We start from the raw sequence: 16,408 nt of genomic DNA on the forward strand, positions 1-16,408 counted from the left end.
GATGTCCGTCGCACACCGAACACGCCTCGCCCGCGACGCGGGGATCGATCTGCCGATCATCTGCGGGGCCATGTATCCCTGCACCAACCCCGAGCTCGTCGCCGCCGCCTCGGCCGCGGGCGCCATCGGGATCGTGCAGCCGGTGTCGATGACCTTCGTCTACGGCCACGATTTCAGAGAGGGGCTGAGGCTTATCCGACGAACGACAGACCGCCCTTTTGGCATGAACGCGCTGATCGAAAAATCGTCGCGATCATATCACGAACGGCTCGTCCGTTGGGTCGACATCGCGCTCGAGGAGGGCGTTCGGTTCTTCATTACGTCGCTCGGCAATCCGAGATGGGTGGTCGACCGGGCGGCTCAGGTCGGCGGTATCGTCTATCATGACGTCACCGACCGACGCTGGGCAGAAAAAGCCGCCCAGAATGGCGTACGCGGCCTGATCGCGGTCAACAGCGAGGCAGGAGGTCACCCCGGAAAGCTCGGGCCTCAGGCGCTGTTCGACGATGTCGCGCCGCTCGGGCTCCCGGTGATCTGCGCGGGCGGCGTGGGAGACGCGCGCGGTTTTCGGGCGATGATGGACCTGGGCTACGACGGGGTGCAGCTCGGGACGCGGTTCATCGCCTCCAACGAGTGCCGGGCGCACGAGGACTACAAGCGCGCGATCGTCGCGGCCGACCCGGCGGACATCGTCCTCACAGAGCGGCTGACAGGGCTTCCTGTCGCCGTGCTCAACAATGAATACATCCAGCGGCTGGGTCTGCGGGCCGGCCCGATCGCGCGATACATGCTACGCCACCGCAGGATGAAGTACTGGATGCGGTCGATCTACGCAGCTACGTCACATCGCCGGTTGAAGCAGTCGTCGCTGACGTCGGCGGGGGCACGTGAGTATTGGCAGGCGGGAAAGAGCGTGGGGGGAATCCAGGACGTACGGTCCGTCAAGGACATTGTTGAGGAGCTTGCGGCTGCGCTTGGGTAACGGCGCGCTCCCACTCGGGGACTCGCTGCGCCTGGGATAGTTCGGCTGTCCGCTTGAAATCGGACGTCCGATATCGGACCTCTGCCGTCAGACCCGGCGTTTTTGGGCGATGTCCCGCGTTGGACGGGTGGAATCGCGACCGTCACGCCTAATCTGATGTCTGACGTCAGATTTCAGACGTCCGATTTCTCGCAGCGCGCCGAACCCACCAGCCACGAGAAACTCGGAATGGGAGGGTTGCGCCTTTTCAAACCCAACCATCCCCTTCCGATTCGTGTCTATTGCCTGACTTTGGGACACACGTGAGCTCACCCCTGCCTCAAGTTTTCGCCTCTGATCCGCGGGCCGTGGATCGCCAGCTCGTCGCTCGGTGCATCGATGGTGATGGCACCGCTGAGCGGGCGCTGTACGACGCGCACGTCGATCGGATCTACCGGCTGATGCATCGGATGGCCGGCGACGGGGACCTGGCGGCTGACTTCACTCAGGAGGCCTTCATTCGCGCGTTCCAGCGGCTCGAGCAGTTTCGCGGCGACTCATCGCTCGCCACGTGGCTGCACACGATCGCCGTCTCGGTCGCGCTGAACGGGATGCGAAAGGTGAAACGATTGCGCGTGCGCAGTGACACCATGGACTCGATCGCGGAGCTTCCCGCCGCCGGCAATCCGGCGGGATTGACCTCGGATCTCCGCACGCGGCTCCACGCGGCGATCGACGCGCTCTCGGAAAAGCTCCGCCCAGTGTTCGTGATGCACGACGTCGAGGGATACACGCACGACGAGATCGCGGGCACGCTTGGCATTCCCGTGGGCACCTCGAAGGCACGGCTGTTCGACGCACGCGCGAAGCTGCGGTTGGCGCTCGCCGCGTTCGCAGGAGACCACATCGTATGACGCACAACACGCCCCCGACCGACGGTGCCGACGAGCTGATCGTCCGAGCGGCACGCGATTACAACGAACCCGGTCCCGTCCCGCGCGACGAGATCTGGAACCGCATCGCCGAGGCTCGACGGTCGCAAACCGATGCGCCGCCGACATCCCTCCCGGAGCGGCGGAGACGCTATTGGGTATGGCCCGGCGTCGGCGTCGCCGCCGCAGGCTTGGTCGCGGTCGGAATCGCCATCGGCCGTGGTGTCGAGCGAACGCCAGTCCACGACGACCAAGGCAAACAAGCTCCGTTGGCCACGGTGCCTCGGGACACCCTGCACGCCGGACCGGATCTCGTGACGACCGCTCCTGTTCAGGTCGCGGGCAAGTCCGATAGTGTGACGGACAATGCCCGAGGTGACGCACCGTCGTCGCTGGGCGATCAGCCCAACTCGATGAACGTCGCCTATCGGCTCGCCGTCGTGAACCACGTCGTCGGCAGCGAGGCGATGATCACCGCGTTCCGCGCCTCGGCGCGCCGCGGAGACGTGGACCCGCAGCTCGCGAAATGGTCGCGCGATTTGCTCGGTGAGACGCGTCTGCTGGAGAGCGCGGCGCCGGCAGACGACGCCACGATGAAGCGACTGCTCGAGGACCTCGAGCTCGTCCTCGCGCAAATCGTTCAGTACAGCAACCGCGGTATGCACTCGCCGGAGGATCTCGACCTGATCGAGCGGTCGATCCGTCGGCGGTCGGTGATTTCCAACATTCGCAACCTCTCCGCCGGCCGACTGCCGAGCGGAACCTGATTCGACGAGGAATCGATATGCGTAAGACTCTGATGGTGGTTCTTACTCTGGTCGCCGGTGCTGCCGTCGGCGGCGCGCAACCGCCGGCCAAGCCCACGGCGCGCGACAGCGCCGCCAGTGATTCACTCTTTCGCTCCGCACGCTCGCTGCTCGACGACCGACAGTATCGGCGTGCGGCGAATAGCTTCGCGTCGCTCGCCGAGCTCTATCCGTTGACGCAGCGAGCCGGCGACGCGCTCTACTGGCAGGCGTGGGGCCTTTATCAGCTCGGCAAGGACAACGGCAGTAAGACCGATCTCGGAAAAGCGCTGGACGTGTTGACTCAATACAACCTGAACTACGGCAAGAACACCCAGATGGCCAACGATGCGACGGATCTCTATTCGCAGATCCGCGCGTTGCAAGCCAGGCTCGGGGATGCGGACGCCGCGGTTGATGTCGCCTCCCAGGCTGGAAAGCTGCGGCAAGCCACCGGGTGCACCGGCTCTCGCGCCGACGACGAGATGCGGATGGCGGCGCTGGACGGACTGCTGAGCATGAACTCCGCCGACGCCATTCCGATTCTCGAAGCGGTGCTCAAGCAGAAGGATCCATGCAAGGTGGAAATGCGGAAAAAGGCGGTATTCCTGATCGCCCAGAAGCGCGGATCGTCCGTCGTGTCCACACTGCTCGACGTCGCGCGCTCCGACCCGAGCACCGACGTGCGCGAGCAGGCCATCTTCTGGCTGGGTTCGTCGCAAGCTGAAGCGGCGCTTCCCGCGCTCGATTCCATCATCTTCCAGTCGAAGGACGACGAAGTTCGCAAGAAGGCGATCTTCGCCGTGTCGCAGCAACGGCGCGACGCGGCGCGGCAGACGCTCCAGCGCGTCGCGCAGGATGAGAAAATTCCCGAGGAGGTGCGCGGCGACGCGATCTTCTGGCTCGGGCAGAACAACATCGCCGACCTCGAGTTCTTCAAGACGCTCTTCAAGACGACGAAGAGCACGGAGCTGCGGAGCAAGATCCTGAACGGCGTCGCCACCGGCCGGTCGCCCGGCGCATCCGCCTGGCTGCTCGACATCGCCCGCGACAAGACGTTCGATATCGAGACGCGCAAGAACGCGATCTTCTGGGCGTCGCAGCGCCGCGAGATGGATCTGAACGTGTTGAACACCTTGTACGATCAGTCCAAGGGCGAAGACGAGATGCAGGAGCACATCCTGTTCATCTACTCGCAACGGCGCGAACCCGCGGCGACGGACAAGCTGATGTCGATCGCGCGGACCGATCCAAACGTGGAAATGAAGAAGAAGGCCCTGTTTTGGCTGAGCCAGAAGAACGATCCGCGCGTGAAGGCGTTCATCCTGGAGCTCATCAACAAATGAGGTGGAGCGTCGCGGTACTCGCGTTGGTTGCCGCGGCGCCATTCTCATCGCTCGCCGCGCAGTCGGTCGCGCGGCGAGTCGACGCCGTACGAGAGGGCACGGTGCGCCTTTCGTACCCGGCCCGGCCGGGCGTGTGCGGCAACGGCGACGGCGGGGTCTCCATCAACAGCCGCCGCGGCGACGGCGTGCAGTACTGGGGCGGGCGCATTTGCGAGACCGGTCCGGTGCGCGTGTCGATCGGCCGCAGCGAGGGACGGACGATCAGCGTTCGCAAATGGGTCGGCGGCCGCTGGCCGTCGGCGTCGGACGCGACGGACCTCGGCAGCGTCGACCCGACCGAGGCCGCTCACTACCTCCTCTCGGTCGCGCCGACGATCGGCGGGCGCAACGCGAACGAGGCGATTTCCGCCGCCGCGATCGCCGACGCGACGACGATCGCGCCCGAGCTCACGCGCCTCGTGCAGAACGGCGACGCGCCGACTGACACTCGCAAGGACGCGCTCTTCTGGCTGGGCGAGAGCGACATCCTCGCGACGGAGTTCGCGCGGCTGTACGATCGCTCACAGCCGTTCGAGCTGCGCGAGCAGTGGACGTTCGTGCTCGCGCAGCGGCAGGAGGGTCCCACACTCGACAAGCTGATCGAGATCGCGCGGAACGATTCCGACGTCGAAATCCGCAAGCGCGCGATGTTCTGGCTCGGGCAGAGCCACGACCCCAAAGCGCTTCAGTTTCTCCATGACCTCATTCTTCGCTGACCCTCGCGCGCGCCTCGCGATCCTCATCGCGGCCGCGGCATCGACACCGGTCGCCGCGCAGACGATCGCGCAGCGGCTGTCCACTGCCGACCGGCCGGTCCAGGTGATCTATCCCAGCCGCCAAACGGCATGCGGCGACGGACGGAGCTACATCGGGCACGTGTTCGACGACAGCTATTACTTCGGCACCGATGACAACACGAGGTATCAGCGCGGCAACGACTGGTCGCGCGGCCCGTGTGTGCACGGGCCGACCCGCGTCGTGGCGACCGTGTTCGGAGGCGAAGTGACTCGCCTGCGCGTCTATGTCGGCCCGGTCCCGCCGGTGTCGTCCGACGTCGAGACGATCAACGCCAGCACCGCTGATGCGACGGCGTGGCTCACGTCGCTGGTCACGGGCGACAACGCGCGGCTGGCGGCGAGCGCGGTCCTACCGCTGGTGCTGGCAGACGCGCCGGATCCCTGGCCGCTCCTGCTGCGAGTGGCACGCGACAACACGCGGGGAATGAGCGTTCGCCGCGACGCGCTGATGTGGCTCGGCCAAGGCGCCGTCGCCCACCTCGGCATCGAGCAGAAGCGCGACGACACGCCGGACGACGAGCTGCGCTCGCAGGCGGTCTTCGCGCTCTCGCAGCGGCCCAAGGCGGAGAGCGTTCCCGCGTTGATGGACCTCGCCAAGACGGCGAAATATCCGTCGGCGAAACGCTCGGCGATTTTCTGGCTGAGCCAAACCGGCGACCCGCGCGCCGCCGACGTCTTCGCGGATCTACTCGGGCTACGCTAAGAGCAGGAACGCGTCGTAGAGCGCGTGCGTCCAGGCCGTGATGCCGAACCCGCGCAGCAGATAGAGACCGCTGAACGCCAACCCGCTCAACGCGCGGAAGACGAACGACTGCAGCTCGAGCTTGTCGCCGTACGGTCCGATGTAATGAAACGCCGAGAAGATCAGCGCGCCGGCGACGGCGGCGGTGACTCCGGACGCGCGTGGACCAAAGCCGAGCAACACGCGCGCGCCCGCGGCGATGCCCGTCACGAGGAGCACGCGGAAAAAGAGCTCCTCGTACAAACCGGCGCCCAGTGACAGCATGAGACGGGTGGCCCAGGTCGTTTGATCGATCGGGCCGAGGCTCAACGAGTGCAGCGATCCGAGCAACTTCGCCGTCGTCACGCCGACGACGATTCCGAACACGCTCGCGAGAAGAATCGACTCGCCGAGCATGCCGGCGAAAATTCCGGGACGCAGCCGGTCGCGACTCTGTCGAAGGTCGCGAATCACGAGCGCGAGTCCGATGAGAACGATGACGCCGATGAAGATCAGCGAGCCCCTCGGACCGGCGACCGCGGTGAACGCGCCGCGCAACATCGCGTCGGCGCCATTTCGCAGCTCCGCCTTGCCGGGTTGCGCCAGCGCGGCCGCGAGCGCCTCGTATCCGAGCAGCAGCGGGAGCGCGAACAGAATGCTGTACCGATGCGCCCGGCTGACTTTGAAGTACGTCCAGCGGCGCGTCGAAAGACGGCCTCCGGTCTTCGACCGCGCGAGTGTCGCCGTGTTCATGTGTTCAATACGCCGCGACAGGTCGTGAAGTTGCGGAACCGTGATCCGTTCACTAGGGTACGATAACCGTCGCGCCTCTGCGACGCACGCGACACGTCACCCGAAAACCGAGGAGGTGATCCATTGTCTAGCGGAACTCGTAACGGCAGGATCGCCGGAAATCGCTGAGCGGTTGATTACAGCTCGGCCGCCGGAAGCCTGCCAGTTCCGGTGAATTGAAAGATTAGCGCGGCCGCCGTGGGATCCACGGCGGCCGCGCGCTTTCTACGCGCCCGTACTTCCGAACCCTCCGACTCGGTCCGTCGTCGCGTCGACTCGCCCACTCTCGATCGGCAGGACTTCGAATTTGGCGAGGACCATCTGCGCGATCCGCTCTCCGTGATCGATTCGAATCGGCGCCGAGGTCGGATTCTTGACCAGCACCATCCACTCGTCGGGAAAATCCGAATCGATCGTCCCGGGTGCGTTAGGAATCGCGAGCCCTTTCTTGAACGTCGTCCCGCTGCGCGGGCGAATCTGGGCCTCGACGCCGAGCGGTAGCCGCGCCTTGAACCCGAGCGGGACGAGCGCCGTGACGCCTGGCGCGAGGTCGAAGACGTCGCCCAGGTCGGCGGCCGGCTCCTCCGTCCACGTGCGCTGTCCGTCGGAGCATTTGATCGAGCGCGAACGGACGTAGGCGCACAGATCGTAGCCGGCGGATCCCTCGGTGGCCCGCCGCGGCGCGCGCGCGTCGTCGTGCAGCAATTCCACGGTGATCGTCATGCGCGGAATGTAGCTCGCACGACGCGGCGGCGCGGTCTCGGCCGACGGCCTATTTCTTCGTCTTTATTGCGACGACTCCGTGCCCCCGCGGCACGTTGTATATCGCCTCGGCCGCGTCACCCTTGATGATCTCCACCGATTCGATGTCCGCACGGTTGAGCACCTTCACGCCCGCGTCGAACGTCGTTCGCACGCCGTTGACGAACCACACGATGGCGGTGTCCGGCTCCGAGAGGGCCTTGGGCGCCGGCCCAAGCTTCCGGGGCACGTCGGGCGCAGCGCGCAGCGCCGTGGCGGATGTCGTGATCCGGATCTCCGGCTCGCTCCCGGGAATCCGGCGGGTCTCGATCGCCGCGATTTTTTCGGCCTCGAGCGCTCGCACGGCCTGCGGCGAGACCACGGCGCCGTCAATGCGATAGACGACGTTGCTGTCCGGATCGGTCAAATACCCAAGCCGTCGTGCCGCCTGCGCCGCCGTTGCGCCGTCGAGCCGATCGAGCTCCGCGGCCGTCGGAGCCTTTGCTTCGCATGCGACCAACAAGGCCACTGCGCCCAGCATTCCCATCGCCGCGGCGCGAGCGCGCGCCGATCGTGAGACGTGATGATCCATTGCAACGATCCTCGAGCGAAGGTGTGACGCGTCGTCGGCCAGCGCGAGCGCGCTCGGACGGATCGGCGATGCGTGTTCGGCAACCATCAGAAGCAGCGACCCATACTCGGCGGCGCCGGCGCCGGAACGCAGCACTCGCGCGTCGCAATCGACTTCCATCGCGAGACGGAGGCGCGAGAGCATGAACCACACAGCCGGGTTCCAGGGGAGCGCGATGGCGGCGAGCCAGGCGATCGTCAGCAACTCAGGATCGTGCGCACAGATGTGCTGCGTCTCGTGCTCGATCGCCATCCGTTGCTCCCAACCGGATCGCATGGTCAGCCATTGCGGTATGATGATTTCCGGTCTCGCGAACCCCATCGCGGAGGGCCCGATATGCGGTGCCACACGCACCCGAACGCCCATCACTTCCGCGCGCGGCCACCGACGCCGTGCAGATCGGAGTCGAGCGTGGACCGCGACGAAGAGAATCCCGACGACGACGCTCGTCGCGCCCCAAGCGGCGAAGATCGCAGCGCTGGGGACGCGCGCGAGATCCGTTCGCTGGAGCCGTCGCGTGTAGGTGGAAGCGTCGAACCAGCGCGTCGCCGCCGTGGCTCCCGCGCGCATTCGCCCTAACCATCCCGCCGGCGATCGAGCACTTGCGGCTTCGATGCCGCCGATGAATACCGGTTCGGCCGGTGGTGATGCCGTTGGCCGCACCAAGACCGCCGCTACGGACAACCCAATCGACAGCGCGAGCCCCGCGACCCAAATCCACCGAGTCGAGAAGCGCAGAACTCGTGCGACGCTCTCGGCGCCGATCGCCGCCAACGCGGCCAGGATCGACACGAGGATGGCGAACGCCACAGACAAGAGAATCATCAGCGATCCTCCGCGTCGCGATTCAGCCGTTCGGCGAGCAGCTTCCGCATGCGCTGCAGCTCGGTCTTGCTCAAGCGTTTGTCCGCTACCATTTGGGCGAACATGCGCTCGGCGGAGCCTTGGAAAATCGCGTCACGAATACGGGCCAACGCGCTGCCTCCCGCGCGCTCAGCCTCCACCGTCGCGAAGTAGCGATACGCGCGGCCTTCGGCCTCGTGGCGCACATATCCCTTCTCTTCCAGCGTCTGGAGCGCGGAAAGCACCGACGTGTAGGCGAGCTCCTCCCCCAGCGCGTCCTTCACGTCGGTCACGGTGGCGGAGCCGAGGCGCCAGAGAACACTCATGACGGCGAGCTCACGCGGTGGGAAGTAGATGTCAGCCATCGAAACCCGTCCGGAGTCGTTTACGGAAGTTTCCGTAGTATGGAGCGTGGGTGGTCCGCCGTCAACTGGTTTTTCCGTAAAACGGAGTTATTCGTCGCGGAATCGTGGCGGCCTCGTACTTTCCAGCATCCTTCCTCGCGCCATGCTGACACACCGACACTCGCTCGCCTCGCTCATTGCGTTCACCGCGCTGACGTTTGCGCGAACGACTCCGCCGGACCCCATGGGTCCCGGCGTCTCACGCGAGTTGGCGAGCCAACGCGCCGCGAATATCTCGGGTGTGCGCTACCGGATGGATCTGTCGGTCGTGTCGCGCGATACCGCGCGCGGGACGATCACTGTCTCGTTCGCGGCGAACGCCTCGCGCGACGTCATTCTCGACTTCCGCGGCCCGCGCCTCGCCGACGTTCGGGTCAATGGCAAGGACGCCCCGACGTCGTTCAATGGCGCCCACCTGCGAATTCCCGCCGGCGAAATTCACCCCGGCCAGAACGCGGTGACGGCGTCGTTCTCGGCGCTCATCGCGCCCGCCGGCGCGAGCATCATCCGCTTTCACGACGACCGCGACAACGCCGACTACCTCTACACCCTGTTCGTGCCGTCCGACGCGAACGCGTTGTTCCCCTGCTTCGACCAGCCCGATCTCAAGGCACGACTCACGCTGTCGTTGACCGTGCCGGCGACATGGCACGCGCTGGCAAACGGGATCACACAGAAGGTCGACACGACGAGCGCCGCGATCACGTATCACTTCCGAGAAACCGATCCGCTGCCGACGTACTTGTTTGCGTTCGCCGCCGGCCGGTGGCACGAGTTCACCGGCGGCCCGCGCAACACGCACCTCTGGGTCCGCGCTTCGCGCGCGAAGGAGGTCGAGGTCGACTCGCTGCAAACTCAGGTCGCGTCGGCAATCGGATCGCTGCAGAAGTACTTCGGCGTCCCGTATCCGTTTCAGCAATTTCAGTACATGCTCTCGCCCGCATTTCCGTTCGGCGGTATGGAGCATCCCGGCGTCACGATGTTCAACGAGGAGTCGTTCATCTATCGCGAGCCGCCCACACTCAACCAGCGACTCGGCCGGCGCGCGACGATCTACCACGAGGTCGCGCACCACTGGTTCGGCGACGACGTGACGATGCGCTGGTTCGACGACCTCTGGCTCAAGGAAGGATTCGCGACCTACATGGCGGCGAAGATGCAGGACATCGAAGGACTCCCGAACCCTTGGATGTCTTTCTATCTCCGAAACAAGCCCGCCGCCTACGACGTCGATCAGACCGCCGGCACGACGCCGGTCTGGCAGCAACTCGCCAACCTCGACCAGGCCAAGAGCAACTACGGCGCGATCGTGTACAACAAGGCGCCCGGAATCCTGAAGCAGCTCAACTATCTCGTGGGCGATTCAGCCTTCCGGGCCGGGCTTCACGATTTCCTCATCACGCACGCCTACGCGAACGCGACGTGGCAGGATCTCCTCGCATCGATTGGCAAGGCGGCGCACCGTCCGCTCACCGAGTGGGGCCGCCAGTACATCCTGCGACCCGGACTGCCCGTAACCGAGCAAGTGCTCGAGACGGAGAACGGCACGGTCAGGCGTCTCGCGTTGATCCAGCATCCGGCGCAATCGCTCTCGGGGCGCGGTGTGTGGCCGATGCGAACGGAGGTCGTGCTCTGGTCCGCAGGCGCGCAGCCGACGTCGATCCCCGTTGAGGTCACGGCGGAAACGACGGTCGTCGCGGCGGCGAAGGGTCGCCGGGCTCCGGATTTCGTGTTCGCGAACGCGAACGATCAGGCTTACGGGCTCGTGATGCTGGACCCGCAGAGCTCTCGCTGGCTGTCGGCCCACATAGGCGAGGTGAGAGATCCGTTCCTCCGCGCGATGCTGTGGGGCGCACAGTGGGATCTCGTGCGCGACGCCCGCTTGGCCCCCGCCGAGTTCATCGCCTCCGCGACGCGGGAGCTTCCGAGTGAGGCAGACGAACAGATCGCGGCGGGCGTTCTCGGCCGGCTGAGCCGCGCGACGTCGGTGTATTTGTCCGACGCGCAACGCGGACGGATCGCACCGAGCGTCGAGGACATACTTCTCTCGGTCGCCTCGGACGCGAAGCGCACCTACGGCATTCGCAAGAACTTCCTCGACACGTACATCTCGGTCGCGACGTCAACGACCGCCCTCGCTCGACTCCGCTCCTGGTTGGACAGTACGGCGATCGCCGGGACGCCACTGCGTCAACCGACGCGATGGTCGATCGTGACTCATTTGGTGGAACGAGGAGCGATGGATGGAGACGCTCTGATCACCGCCGAGGCGCGGCGCGATACGACGGTCAACGGACAGCGCAGCGCCTTCGTCGCGGGGGCCGCGCGCCCGCAGGCTGCGGTGAAGACCGAATACTTCCGTCGCTTTTTCCACGACTCGACGCTCAACGAGGACTGGGTGACGGCGAGCCTTCGCGCGTTCAACGCGCCGGATCAATCGGTGACCACGCTCCCGTTCCTCGTCCCGGCGCTGGACTCCCTCGCGTGGATCCAGAAGAACCGCCGAATCTTCTTTCTTGGTTCGTGGCTCGGCGGATTCATCGGAGGGCAGCGGTCTCCGGAGGCGCTGAAGCGAATCGATGACTTCCTCGCGCAACACCGCGCACTGCCGACAGACCTGAGGCAGAAGATCCTGCAAACGAGGGACGACCTCGAGCGAACCGTGAAGATACGGACGAGATTCGCAGGCGCCGTTTAGAAAAGGCGCGGTGGATTAAAAGGGATCTCTGACAACTGAAGACTCCAGGCGTCAGCGCCAGCGCCAGCGCCAGGTAACTGCGCAGTTCCTGTCGCTGCCGGCCGTCGCTGACGCCGACAGAGGTCGAGGCCACGGCGGTCTCGTTTAAGCCAAGCCGCCAGGCTTGAGGAAACGCTCGAGCAGAGCGAGTAGCCCATCGACGGCCAGCGCGAGGAGCGCCGCGGGTATGGCTCCGGAGAGGATCATTCGCGTGTCGGACAGGGCGAGACCGGCGACGATGGGTTCGCCGAGGCCGCCGGCGCCGATGAAGGCGGCGAGTGTCGCGGTTCCGACATTGACGACGGCGGCTGTGCGGATGCCGGCCATGATGATCGGCGCGGCGAGTGGTAGGCGAACGTCGCGGAGAATTTGTGCGTCGGTCATGCCGAGCGCGCGGGCCGACGCGACGGCGGCGGGATCGGCGTCGCGCACGCCGGTGAACGTGTTCCGCATGATCGGGTAGAGCGAATAAAGCACGAGCGCGGCGAGCGCCGGCATGACACCGATGCCGAGGAGCGGAATCATGAAGGCGAGCAGCGCGATGCCGGGCAGCGTTTGCAGCACGCCGACGCCGCGAATGACCGCTTCGGCCTTGCCGGCCACGCGTTCCAGAGCGAGACCTAGCGGCAGCGCGACGAGCACCGCGACGAGCAACGACGCGGCGACGAGCTCGACGTGTCGCAGCGCGAGCCGCGCGATCGTCGCTCGTTGATCGACGAGATACGACATGAACGACCTTCGGCTCTCCGTCGCCGACGAGCTCGCCGAGTCGGCGACCGAGCCGACGAGTCCGAGCTGAGCGAGTGCATCGCGAGCGACGGTCGCCACGGGCTCGCCGGCGACTTCGACGCGCTGGTTCAGGGTGCGCATCCGCGCGACGTCGAGCTGGCCGCCGAGCTCCTCGAGAGCGGCAATGGCCCGCGGATCGGTGGTTGCGAGACGAGCCCCGACGAGCGGCGCGGCCTCGTACGGCGGAAAGAAATGACGGTCGTCGCGCAGCACGGTGAGGTCGTACCGCGCGATCAATCCGTCCGTCGAGTACCCGTCGATGACATCGACTTGTCCCGCGGCGAGCGCCTGGTACTTGATCGCCGGCCCGAGCGGACGAACATCGCGGAAGTGCAGATCGTACGCGCGCTGCAGCCCGACGAGTCCATCGGCGCGGCCGATGAAGTCGGCGGTGAGCCCGGCGCGCAGCTGACCCGCGTGTCGCGCGAGATCGCTGAGCGACTCGAGATGGAGCGAGTCGGCGGTCGCTCGTCGCACCGAGATCGCGTACCCGTTCTCGAACCCGAGCGGGGCGAGCCAGCGAATTCCCCACCGTCGGCGGAACTCGGTGGACACGCGGCGGTATGCGTCGCCGGTGCCGCCGCTCGGCGTCTCGTGCAGAATCGCGAGCAGGCCGGTGCCCGTGTACTCGGGATAGACGTCGATCGCGCCGGACTGGAGCGCGCTGAACGCGAGGTCGGTGGCACCCAAGCCCGGCCGACGATCGACGCGCAGTCCGCGCGACTCGAGCAGTTGGGCGAACATCTCGGCCAGCAAGTACGACTCACCGAACGGCTTCGACGCGACAATCACCGGTCGTGCGGAGGGAGAGGAGCCATTTTGCGCGCCGTGCGCAGCGAGAGCGATCGTCGCGGCGAGGAGGGACGCGATCATGCGCGTGCCGCGACCAGTTGCCCGTTCACGCGCGACCGCTGCAGCAAGAGGCGGACGTAGTCGCTCGCCGGTCGCGCGACGAGCTCCGACGGCGCGGCTACCTGCTCGATGCGCCCTCCGCGCACGACGACGACCGTCGTGCCGAGGAGAATCGCCTCGTGGAGGTCGTGCGTGACGAACACGGTGGTCACGCCGATGCGCTCCCGCAGCGCCGCGAATGCGTCCTGCAACTCGGTACGCGTGATCGCGTCCAGCGCGCCGAAGGGCTCGTCGAGGAGCAGCACCGTCGGCTCGGCGGCCAATGCCCGCGCGATCGCCACGCGCTGCCGTTGTCCGCCGGACAGCTCTCGAGGCCAGCGATCGGCGAAGCGCGCCGGATCGAGTCCGACGAGCGCGAGCGCGTCGCGGGCGCGGCTCGCGACGTTCGCTTCACCGCGAAGTCGCAGCACCAGCTCGACGTTCCGCTGGACGCGCCAATGGGGAAGCAGGCCGCCGTCCTGCGGCACGTAGCCGATGCGTCTCCGAAGCACGATGGGGTCGATGCTAGAAGCATCGACCCCGTCTATATAAACGAGCCCGGAATCGGGCTCGACTAAGCGATTGAAACAGCGCAGCAGCGTCGTCTTGCCCGAACCGCTCTCCCCGACCAGCGCGACGGCCGCGCGCGGCGGAACGTCGAGCGACACGTCGACGAGAGCCGCCACCCCACCGAACGATTTACTCAGGTGCTCCGCGACGAGCGCGGAGGTCACTTCGTCTTCGCCGCCTGCTCGTCGGCGTCAGTGCGCGACGCCCACATGGGCTCGGCGACGCATTCCTTGAACGTCTGGCCGCCGCAGATCGTCTTGGCCGACTGGACGACGTGCTTTCGAACGACGTCGGGATACCTGTGGCAGTTGGGCGTGTTGCTGCCCGAGACACAGCCGTTGTACCGCAACAGCGCGTGTCGCCAGGCATCGTCGGCGTCGACGACGATCTTGCTGGTTTGCTCGGCGAGCCAGCCGAGGATCCAGATGCCGTACTTCAGGTTCGTCGAGTCGGCTCGGAGGTTCGTGCCGAACTTCCGTCCGAGCGTGGACGTCCAGATCTTCGGCATGATCTGCATGAGGCCCACGGCGCCGACATTGGAGCGGGCGGTCGACTTGAACTCGTCGTTCTCGGTCATCATCACGCCGAGCACGAGGGCCGGTGGAATCTTTCTCGTGTAGGCCTCGCGCACCGCGACGTCGGCGAGTGAACGCGCCCGCTCGGGGCCGACGCGGCCCGTGCGGACGAGATCCATCGCGAACGAGTCGCGGTCGTGGAAGAATTGCGGCGAGTTCAGCGCGACGTCGGTCGGGGACGTCGCCCAGGGGGTTCGGCCGTCGGACGAGTCGTCGGCCGCCATCGTATCGGAGGCTTTCGCGTTCGCGAGCAGCGCGCGCGCGACCAGCGTCTCGGCGCTCGAATCGATGTATCGATGCGCCGTGATCTGCCTGGCCAACGGCGCCGCCGTGGCCCCCATCGGAGGACTGAGCTCAATGCCGAGCGCGATGGACGCGACCAGTCCGGCAGCAAGCGCAATCTGCAGCCATATCTTTTTCATCGGGCGGATACTTGGCCTCCGAAAGGAGAGGTCGAGGTGGGATACGCGCCGTGGGGGCGAATGCCCGCGCCACGCTACACGCACTTGGTAGTACACCCAGACCAGTCGAGGGTCCCGATTCGTACTACGGCCGCGACCGCTTTTCACAGCGTGTTCAGCACTGTCAGAATAGCGCGCGGAGCGGCCGAAGGCAACTAATTTGCCCACGAAATAGCTCGACTCTCGGATGCGACATACCCCCCACGTTCATCAGCGACCACGCGGATCGGGCGCGCACAGACGCCCTTCGCGCAGGGCGCGGTACACGACCCGGGCTCTGATTCTGCTCACGGCGATCGCCATCGTGGCGCTCGTCATCCGCGCCGATCGCACGAATCCGCGCGACGCGAACGCGATCGCCGAACGCGAGCTGCGCATCAACACGCTGCAGCCCGGCGAGGAGGTGCATCGCGTGGTGCCGGTCTTCAAGCGTCCCGCGATTTCGTACTTCCGCGCGACGCGCGGCCTGCTCGCCCTCACGGACCGCCGGCTCGTCTACCTCGGCGTCGAACCGCGCGACATTCTCGCCGCGCCGGACCTTCCGCCGACCTTCGAGCAACGGGAATTTGCGCTCGACACCAGCGTCCACGTGTCGTCGGGGCGAACGTTGCTGGGCCTCGCGAAGGCCGTCGTGATCACGACGCCGAAGGAACAGATCCGGCTCGGCGTGCCCTCCGCGTCGGCGGCGTCGGCGAACCTGCTCGTCGCCGCGATGGCGTCGAGACGCGACCGCGCGGTGGCGCTCGCCGCGCTGCGGGGCGGCGAGATGCGAGAGATCCAAAAGGCGCGTGAGGCGGCAGAGGCGAGGCGCCGCAAAGCGAAGTACTACACCGTTCGCCGCGGCGACGCGCTCGGCGGCATCGCCACGATGTGGAATACGACGACAAACCAGCTGCTCGCGTGGAATCATCTGACGGCGAGCCGAATCCGCGTCGGTCAGTCGCTGCTCGTCCGCCCCGCGTTTTGATCGCGGCCCCGGGGCGCCGGGCGATGCCTTGACAGTCTAAGTATCGAACCCTATCGATACTCAGACTGTCTAGGTAGAGGACGATGCCGCCGACCGAGACGAAAGACCGATTGCACGGGACGCTCGACGCGCTCGTGCTCAAGACGCTGAGCTGGGGACCTCGCCACGGCTACGCCATCGCGCGTTGGCTCGAAGAGACCAGCCAGAAGGCGCTTCAAATCGAGGAGGGCTCGCTCTACCCCGCGCTCTACCGCATGGAGCGAAAGGGATGGATCGAGGCCGAGTGGGGAACGTCGGAGCTCGGACGGAAGGCGCGGTTCTACAAGCTCACGGCGCGCGGGCGGCGGCAGCTGCGGACGGAGGCGAGCGAGTGGACGGAGTTCGCCCGCGTCGTGTCGTCGGTCTTGAGCTCGTCGCAGGGCTGAT

General features: G+C 66.3%; 16 protein-coding genes. 9 read left to right on the top strand and 7 right to left on the bottom strand.

The genetic code is table 11. The features are described 5' to 3' along the window. Position 1: 1 nt before the first annotated feature. From VGQ44_13095 to VGQ44_13120, 6 genes are all read left to right on the top strand, one after another. Complete coding sequence (locus tag VGQ44_13095; GenBank protein HEV8447758.1) at positions 2–982, top strand: nitronate monooxygenase; 981 nt, start codon at positions 2–4, stop codon at positions 980–982. A gap of 347 nt (positions 983–1,329) precedes the next feature. Beyond that, positions 1,330–1,875 (top strand): sigma-70 family RNA polymerase sigma factor, encoded by a 546-nt coding sequence (locus VGQ44_13100; protein ID HEV8447759.1) that lies wholly within the window; start codon positions 1,330–1,332, stop codon positions 1,873–1,875. Then, entirely contained in the window at positions 1,872–2,660 is a 789-nt protein-coding gene (locus VGQ44_13105; protein ID HEV8447760.1) for a hypothetical protein, read from the top strand. Before VGQ44_13100 ends, VGQ44_13105 begins: the two co-directional genes overlap by 4 nt. 17 nt (positions 2,661–2,677) lie before the next feature. Then, positions 2,678–4,024 carry a HEAT repeat domain-containing protein gene (locus tag VGQ44_13110; protein HEV8447761.1) on the top strand — a complete coding sequence of 449 codons (1,347 nt, stop codon included), beginning with the start codon at positions 2,678–2,680 and terminating at the stop codon, positions 4,022–4,024. Then, on the top strand, positions 4,021–4,779 hold the full coding sequence (locus VGQ44_13115; GenBank protein ID HEV8447762.1) for a HEAT repeat domain-containing protein: 759 nt from the start codon (positions 4,021–4,023) through the stop codon (positions 4,777–4,779). The genes VGQ44_13110 and VGQ44_13115 overlap by 4 nt, the downstream gene beginning before the upstream one ends. Further along, positions 4,760–5,563, top strand: a complete 804-nt coding sequence (locus VGQ44_13120) for a HEAT repeat domain-containing protein (GenBank protein HEV8447763.1) — start codon at positions 4,760–4,762, stop codon at positions 5,561–5,563. Before VGQ44_13115 ends, VGQ44_13120 begins: the two co-directional genes overlap by 20 nt. On the opposite strand, the gene VGQ44_13125 is transcribed toward VGQ44_13120, so the two are convergent. From VGQ44_13125 to VGQ44_13140, 4 genes are all read right to left on the bottom strand, one after another. Further along, positions 5,555–6,334, bottom strand: a complete 780-nt coding sequence (locus tag VGQ44_13125) for a CPBP family intramembrane glutamic endopeptidase (GenBank protein ID HEV8447764.1) — start codon at positions 6,332–6,334, stop codon at positions 5,555–5,557. The two genes, VGQ44_13120 and VGQ44_13125, sit on opposite strands and share 9 nt — an antisense overlap. Before the next feature lie 264 nt (positions 6,335–6,598). Beyond that, entirely contained in the window at positions 6,599–7,096 is a 498-nt protein-coding gene (locus tag VGQ44_13130; GenBank protein HEV8447765.1) for a hypothetical protein, read from the bottom strand. Between the two features lie 49 nt (positions 7,097–7,145). Then, the gene (locus VGQ44_13135; GenBank protein ID HEV8447766.1) at positions 7,146–8,570 is read right to left on the bottom strand and encodes a M56 family metallopeptidase; all 1,425 of its coding nucleotides are present in this window, start codon (positions 8,568–8,570) and stop codon (positions 7,146–7,148) included. Beyond that, positions 8,570–8,953 (bottom strand): BlaI/MecI/CopY family transcriptional regulator, encoded by a 384-nt coding sequence (locus VGQ44_13140; protein HEV8447767.1) that lies wholly within the window; start codon positions 8,951–8,953, stop codon positions 8,570–8,572. The genes VGQ44_13135 and VGQ44_13140 overlap by 1 nt, the downstream gene beginning before the upstream one ends. A 142-nt stretch (positions 8,954–9,095) precedes the next feature. Between VGQ44_13140 and VGQ44_13145 the strand changes: the two genes are divergently transcribed. Further along, positions 9,096–11,690, top strand: a complete 2,595-nt coding sequence (locus VGQ44_13145) for a M1 family aminopeptidase (GenBank protein HEV8447768.1) — start codon at positions 9,096–9,098, stop codon at positions 11,688–11,690. A gap of 144 nt (positions 11,691–11,834) precedes the next feature. Here the strand turns inward: VGQ44_13145 and VGQ44_13150 are convergent, their stop codons facing one another. Genes VGQ44_13150 through VGQ44_13160 form a run of 3 tightly spaced genes read right to left on the bottom strand, consistent with a single transcriptional unit; the run spans position 11,835 to position 14,976 of the window. After that, positions 11,835–13,391: a glycine betaine ABC transporter substrate-binding protein gene (locus VGQ44_13150; GenBank protein ID HEV8447769.1), complete on the bottom strand. Its 1,557-nt coding sequence runs from the start codon at positions 13,389–13,391 to the stop codon at positions 11,835–11,837. Continuing rightward, positions 13,388–14,143: an ATP-binding cassette domain-containing protein gene (locus VGQ44_13155; protein HEV8447770.1), complete on the bottom strand. Its 756-nt coding sequence runs from the start codon at positions 14,141–14,143 to the stop codon at positions 13,388–13,390. Before VGQ44_13155 ends, VGQ44_13150 begins: the two co-directional genes overlap by 4 nt. Beyond that, positions 14,140–14,976 carry a lytic transglycosylase domain-containing protein gene (locus VGQ44_13160; GenBank protein ID HEV8447771.1) on the bottom strand — a complete coding sequence of 279 codons (837 nt, stop codon included), beginning with the start codon at positions 14,974–14,976 and terminating at the stop codon, positions 14,140–14,142. Before VGQ44_13160 ends, VGQ44_13155 begins: the two co-directional genes overlap by 4 nt. 343 nt (positions 14,977–15,319) lie before the next feature. On the opposite strand from VGQ44_13160, the gene VGQ44_13165 reads away from it, so the two are divergent. Continuing rightward, entirely contained in the window at positions 15,320–15,982 is a 663-nt protein-coding gene (locus VGQ44_13165; GenBank protein HEV8447772.1) for a LysM peptidoglycan-binding domain-containing protein, read from the top strand. A gap of 83 nt (positions 15,983–16,065) precedes the next feature. After that, positions 16,066–16,407: a PadR family transcriptional regulator gene (locus tag VGQ44_13170; protein HEV8447773.1), complete on the top strand. Its 342-nt coding sequence runs from the start codon at positions 16,066–16,068 to the stop codon at positions 16,405–16,407. Position 16,408 lies beyond the last annotated feature (1 nt).

It is taken from the genome of Gemmatimonadaceae bacterium, assembly GCA_036003045.1.
GTDB lineage: Bacteria > Gemmatimonadota > Gemmatimonadetes > Gemmatimonadales > Gemmatimonadaceae > JAQBQB01.

What these genes read in the sequence shown, in the direction of transcription:
- VGQ44_13115 (HEV8447762.1), top strand. Translation starts at nt 4,021, where the DNA reads ATGAGGTGGAGCGTCGCGGTACTCGCGTTGGTTGCCGCGGCGCCATTC.
- VGQ44_13135 (HEV8447766.1), bottom strand. Translation starts at nt 8,570, where the DNA reads ATGATTCTCTTGTCTGTGGCGTTCGCCATCCTCGTGTCGATCCTGGCC.
- VGQ44_13130 (HEV8447765.1), bottom strand. Translation starts at nt 7,096, where the DNA reads ATGACGATCACCGTGGAATTGCTGCACGACGACGCGCGCGCGCCGCGG.
- VGQ44_13125 (HEV8447764.1), bottom strand. Translation starts at nt 6,334, where the DNA reads ATGAACACGGCGACACTCGCGCGGTCGAAGACCGGAGGCCGTCTTTCG.
- VGQ44_13105 (HEV8447760.1), top strand. Translation starts at nt 1,872, where the DNA reads ATGACGCACAACACGCCCCCGACCGACGGTGCCGACGAGCTGATCGTC.
- VGQ44_13120 (HEV8447763.1), top strand. Translation starts at nt 4,760, where the DNA reads ATGACCTCATTCTTCGCTGACCCTCGCGCGCGCCTCGCGATCCTCATC.
- VGQ44_13150 (HEV8447769.1), bottom strand. Translation starts at nt 13,391, where the DNA reads ATGATCGCGTCCCTCCTCGCCGCGACGATCGCTCTCGCTGCGCACGGC.
- VGQ44_13110 (HEV8447761.1), top strand. Translation starts at nt 2,678, where the DNA reads ATGCGTAAGACTCTGATGGTGGTTCTTACTCTGGTCGCCGGTGCTGCC.
- VGQ44_13160 (HEV8447771.1), bottom strand. Translation starts at nt 14,976, where the DNA reads ATGAAAAAGATATGGCTGCAGATTGCGCTTGCTGCCGGACTGGTCGCG.
- VGQ44_13170 (HEV8447773.1), top strand. Translation starts at nt 16,066, where the DNA reads ATGCCGCCGACCGAGACGAAAGACCGATTGCACGGGACGCTCGACGCG.
- VGQ44_13145 (HEV8447768.1), top strand. Translation starts at nt 9,096, where the DNA reads ATGCTGACACACCGACACTCGCTCGCCTCGCTCATTGCGTTCACCGCG.
- VGQ44_13140 (HEV8447767.1), bottom strand. Translation starts at nt 8,953, where the DNA reads ATGGCTGACATCTACTTCCCACCGCGTGAGCTCGCCGTCATGAGTGTT.
- VGQ44_13095 (HEV8447758.1), top strand. Translation starts at nt 2, where the DNA reads ATGTCCGTCGCACACCGAACACGCCTCGCCCGCGACGCGGGGATCGAT.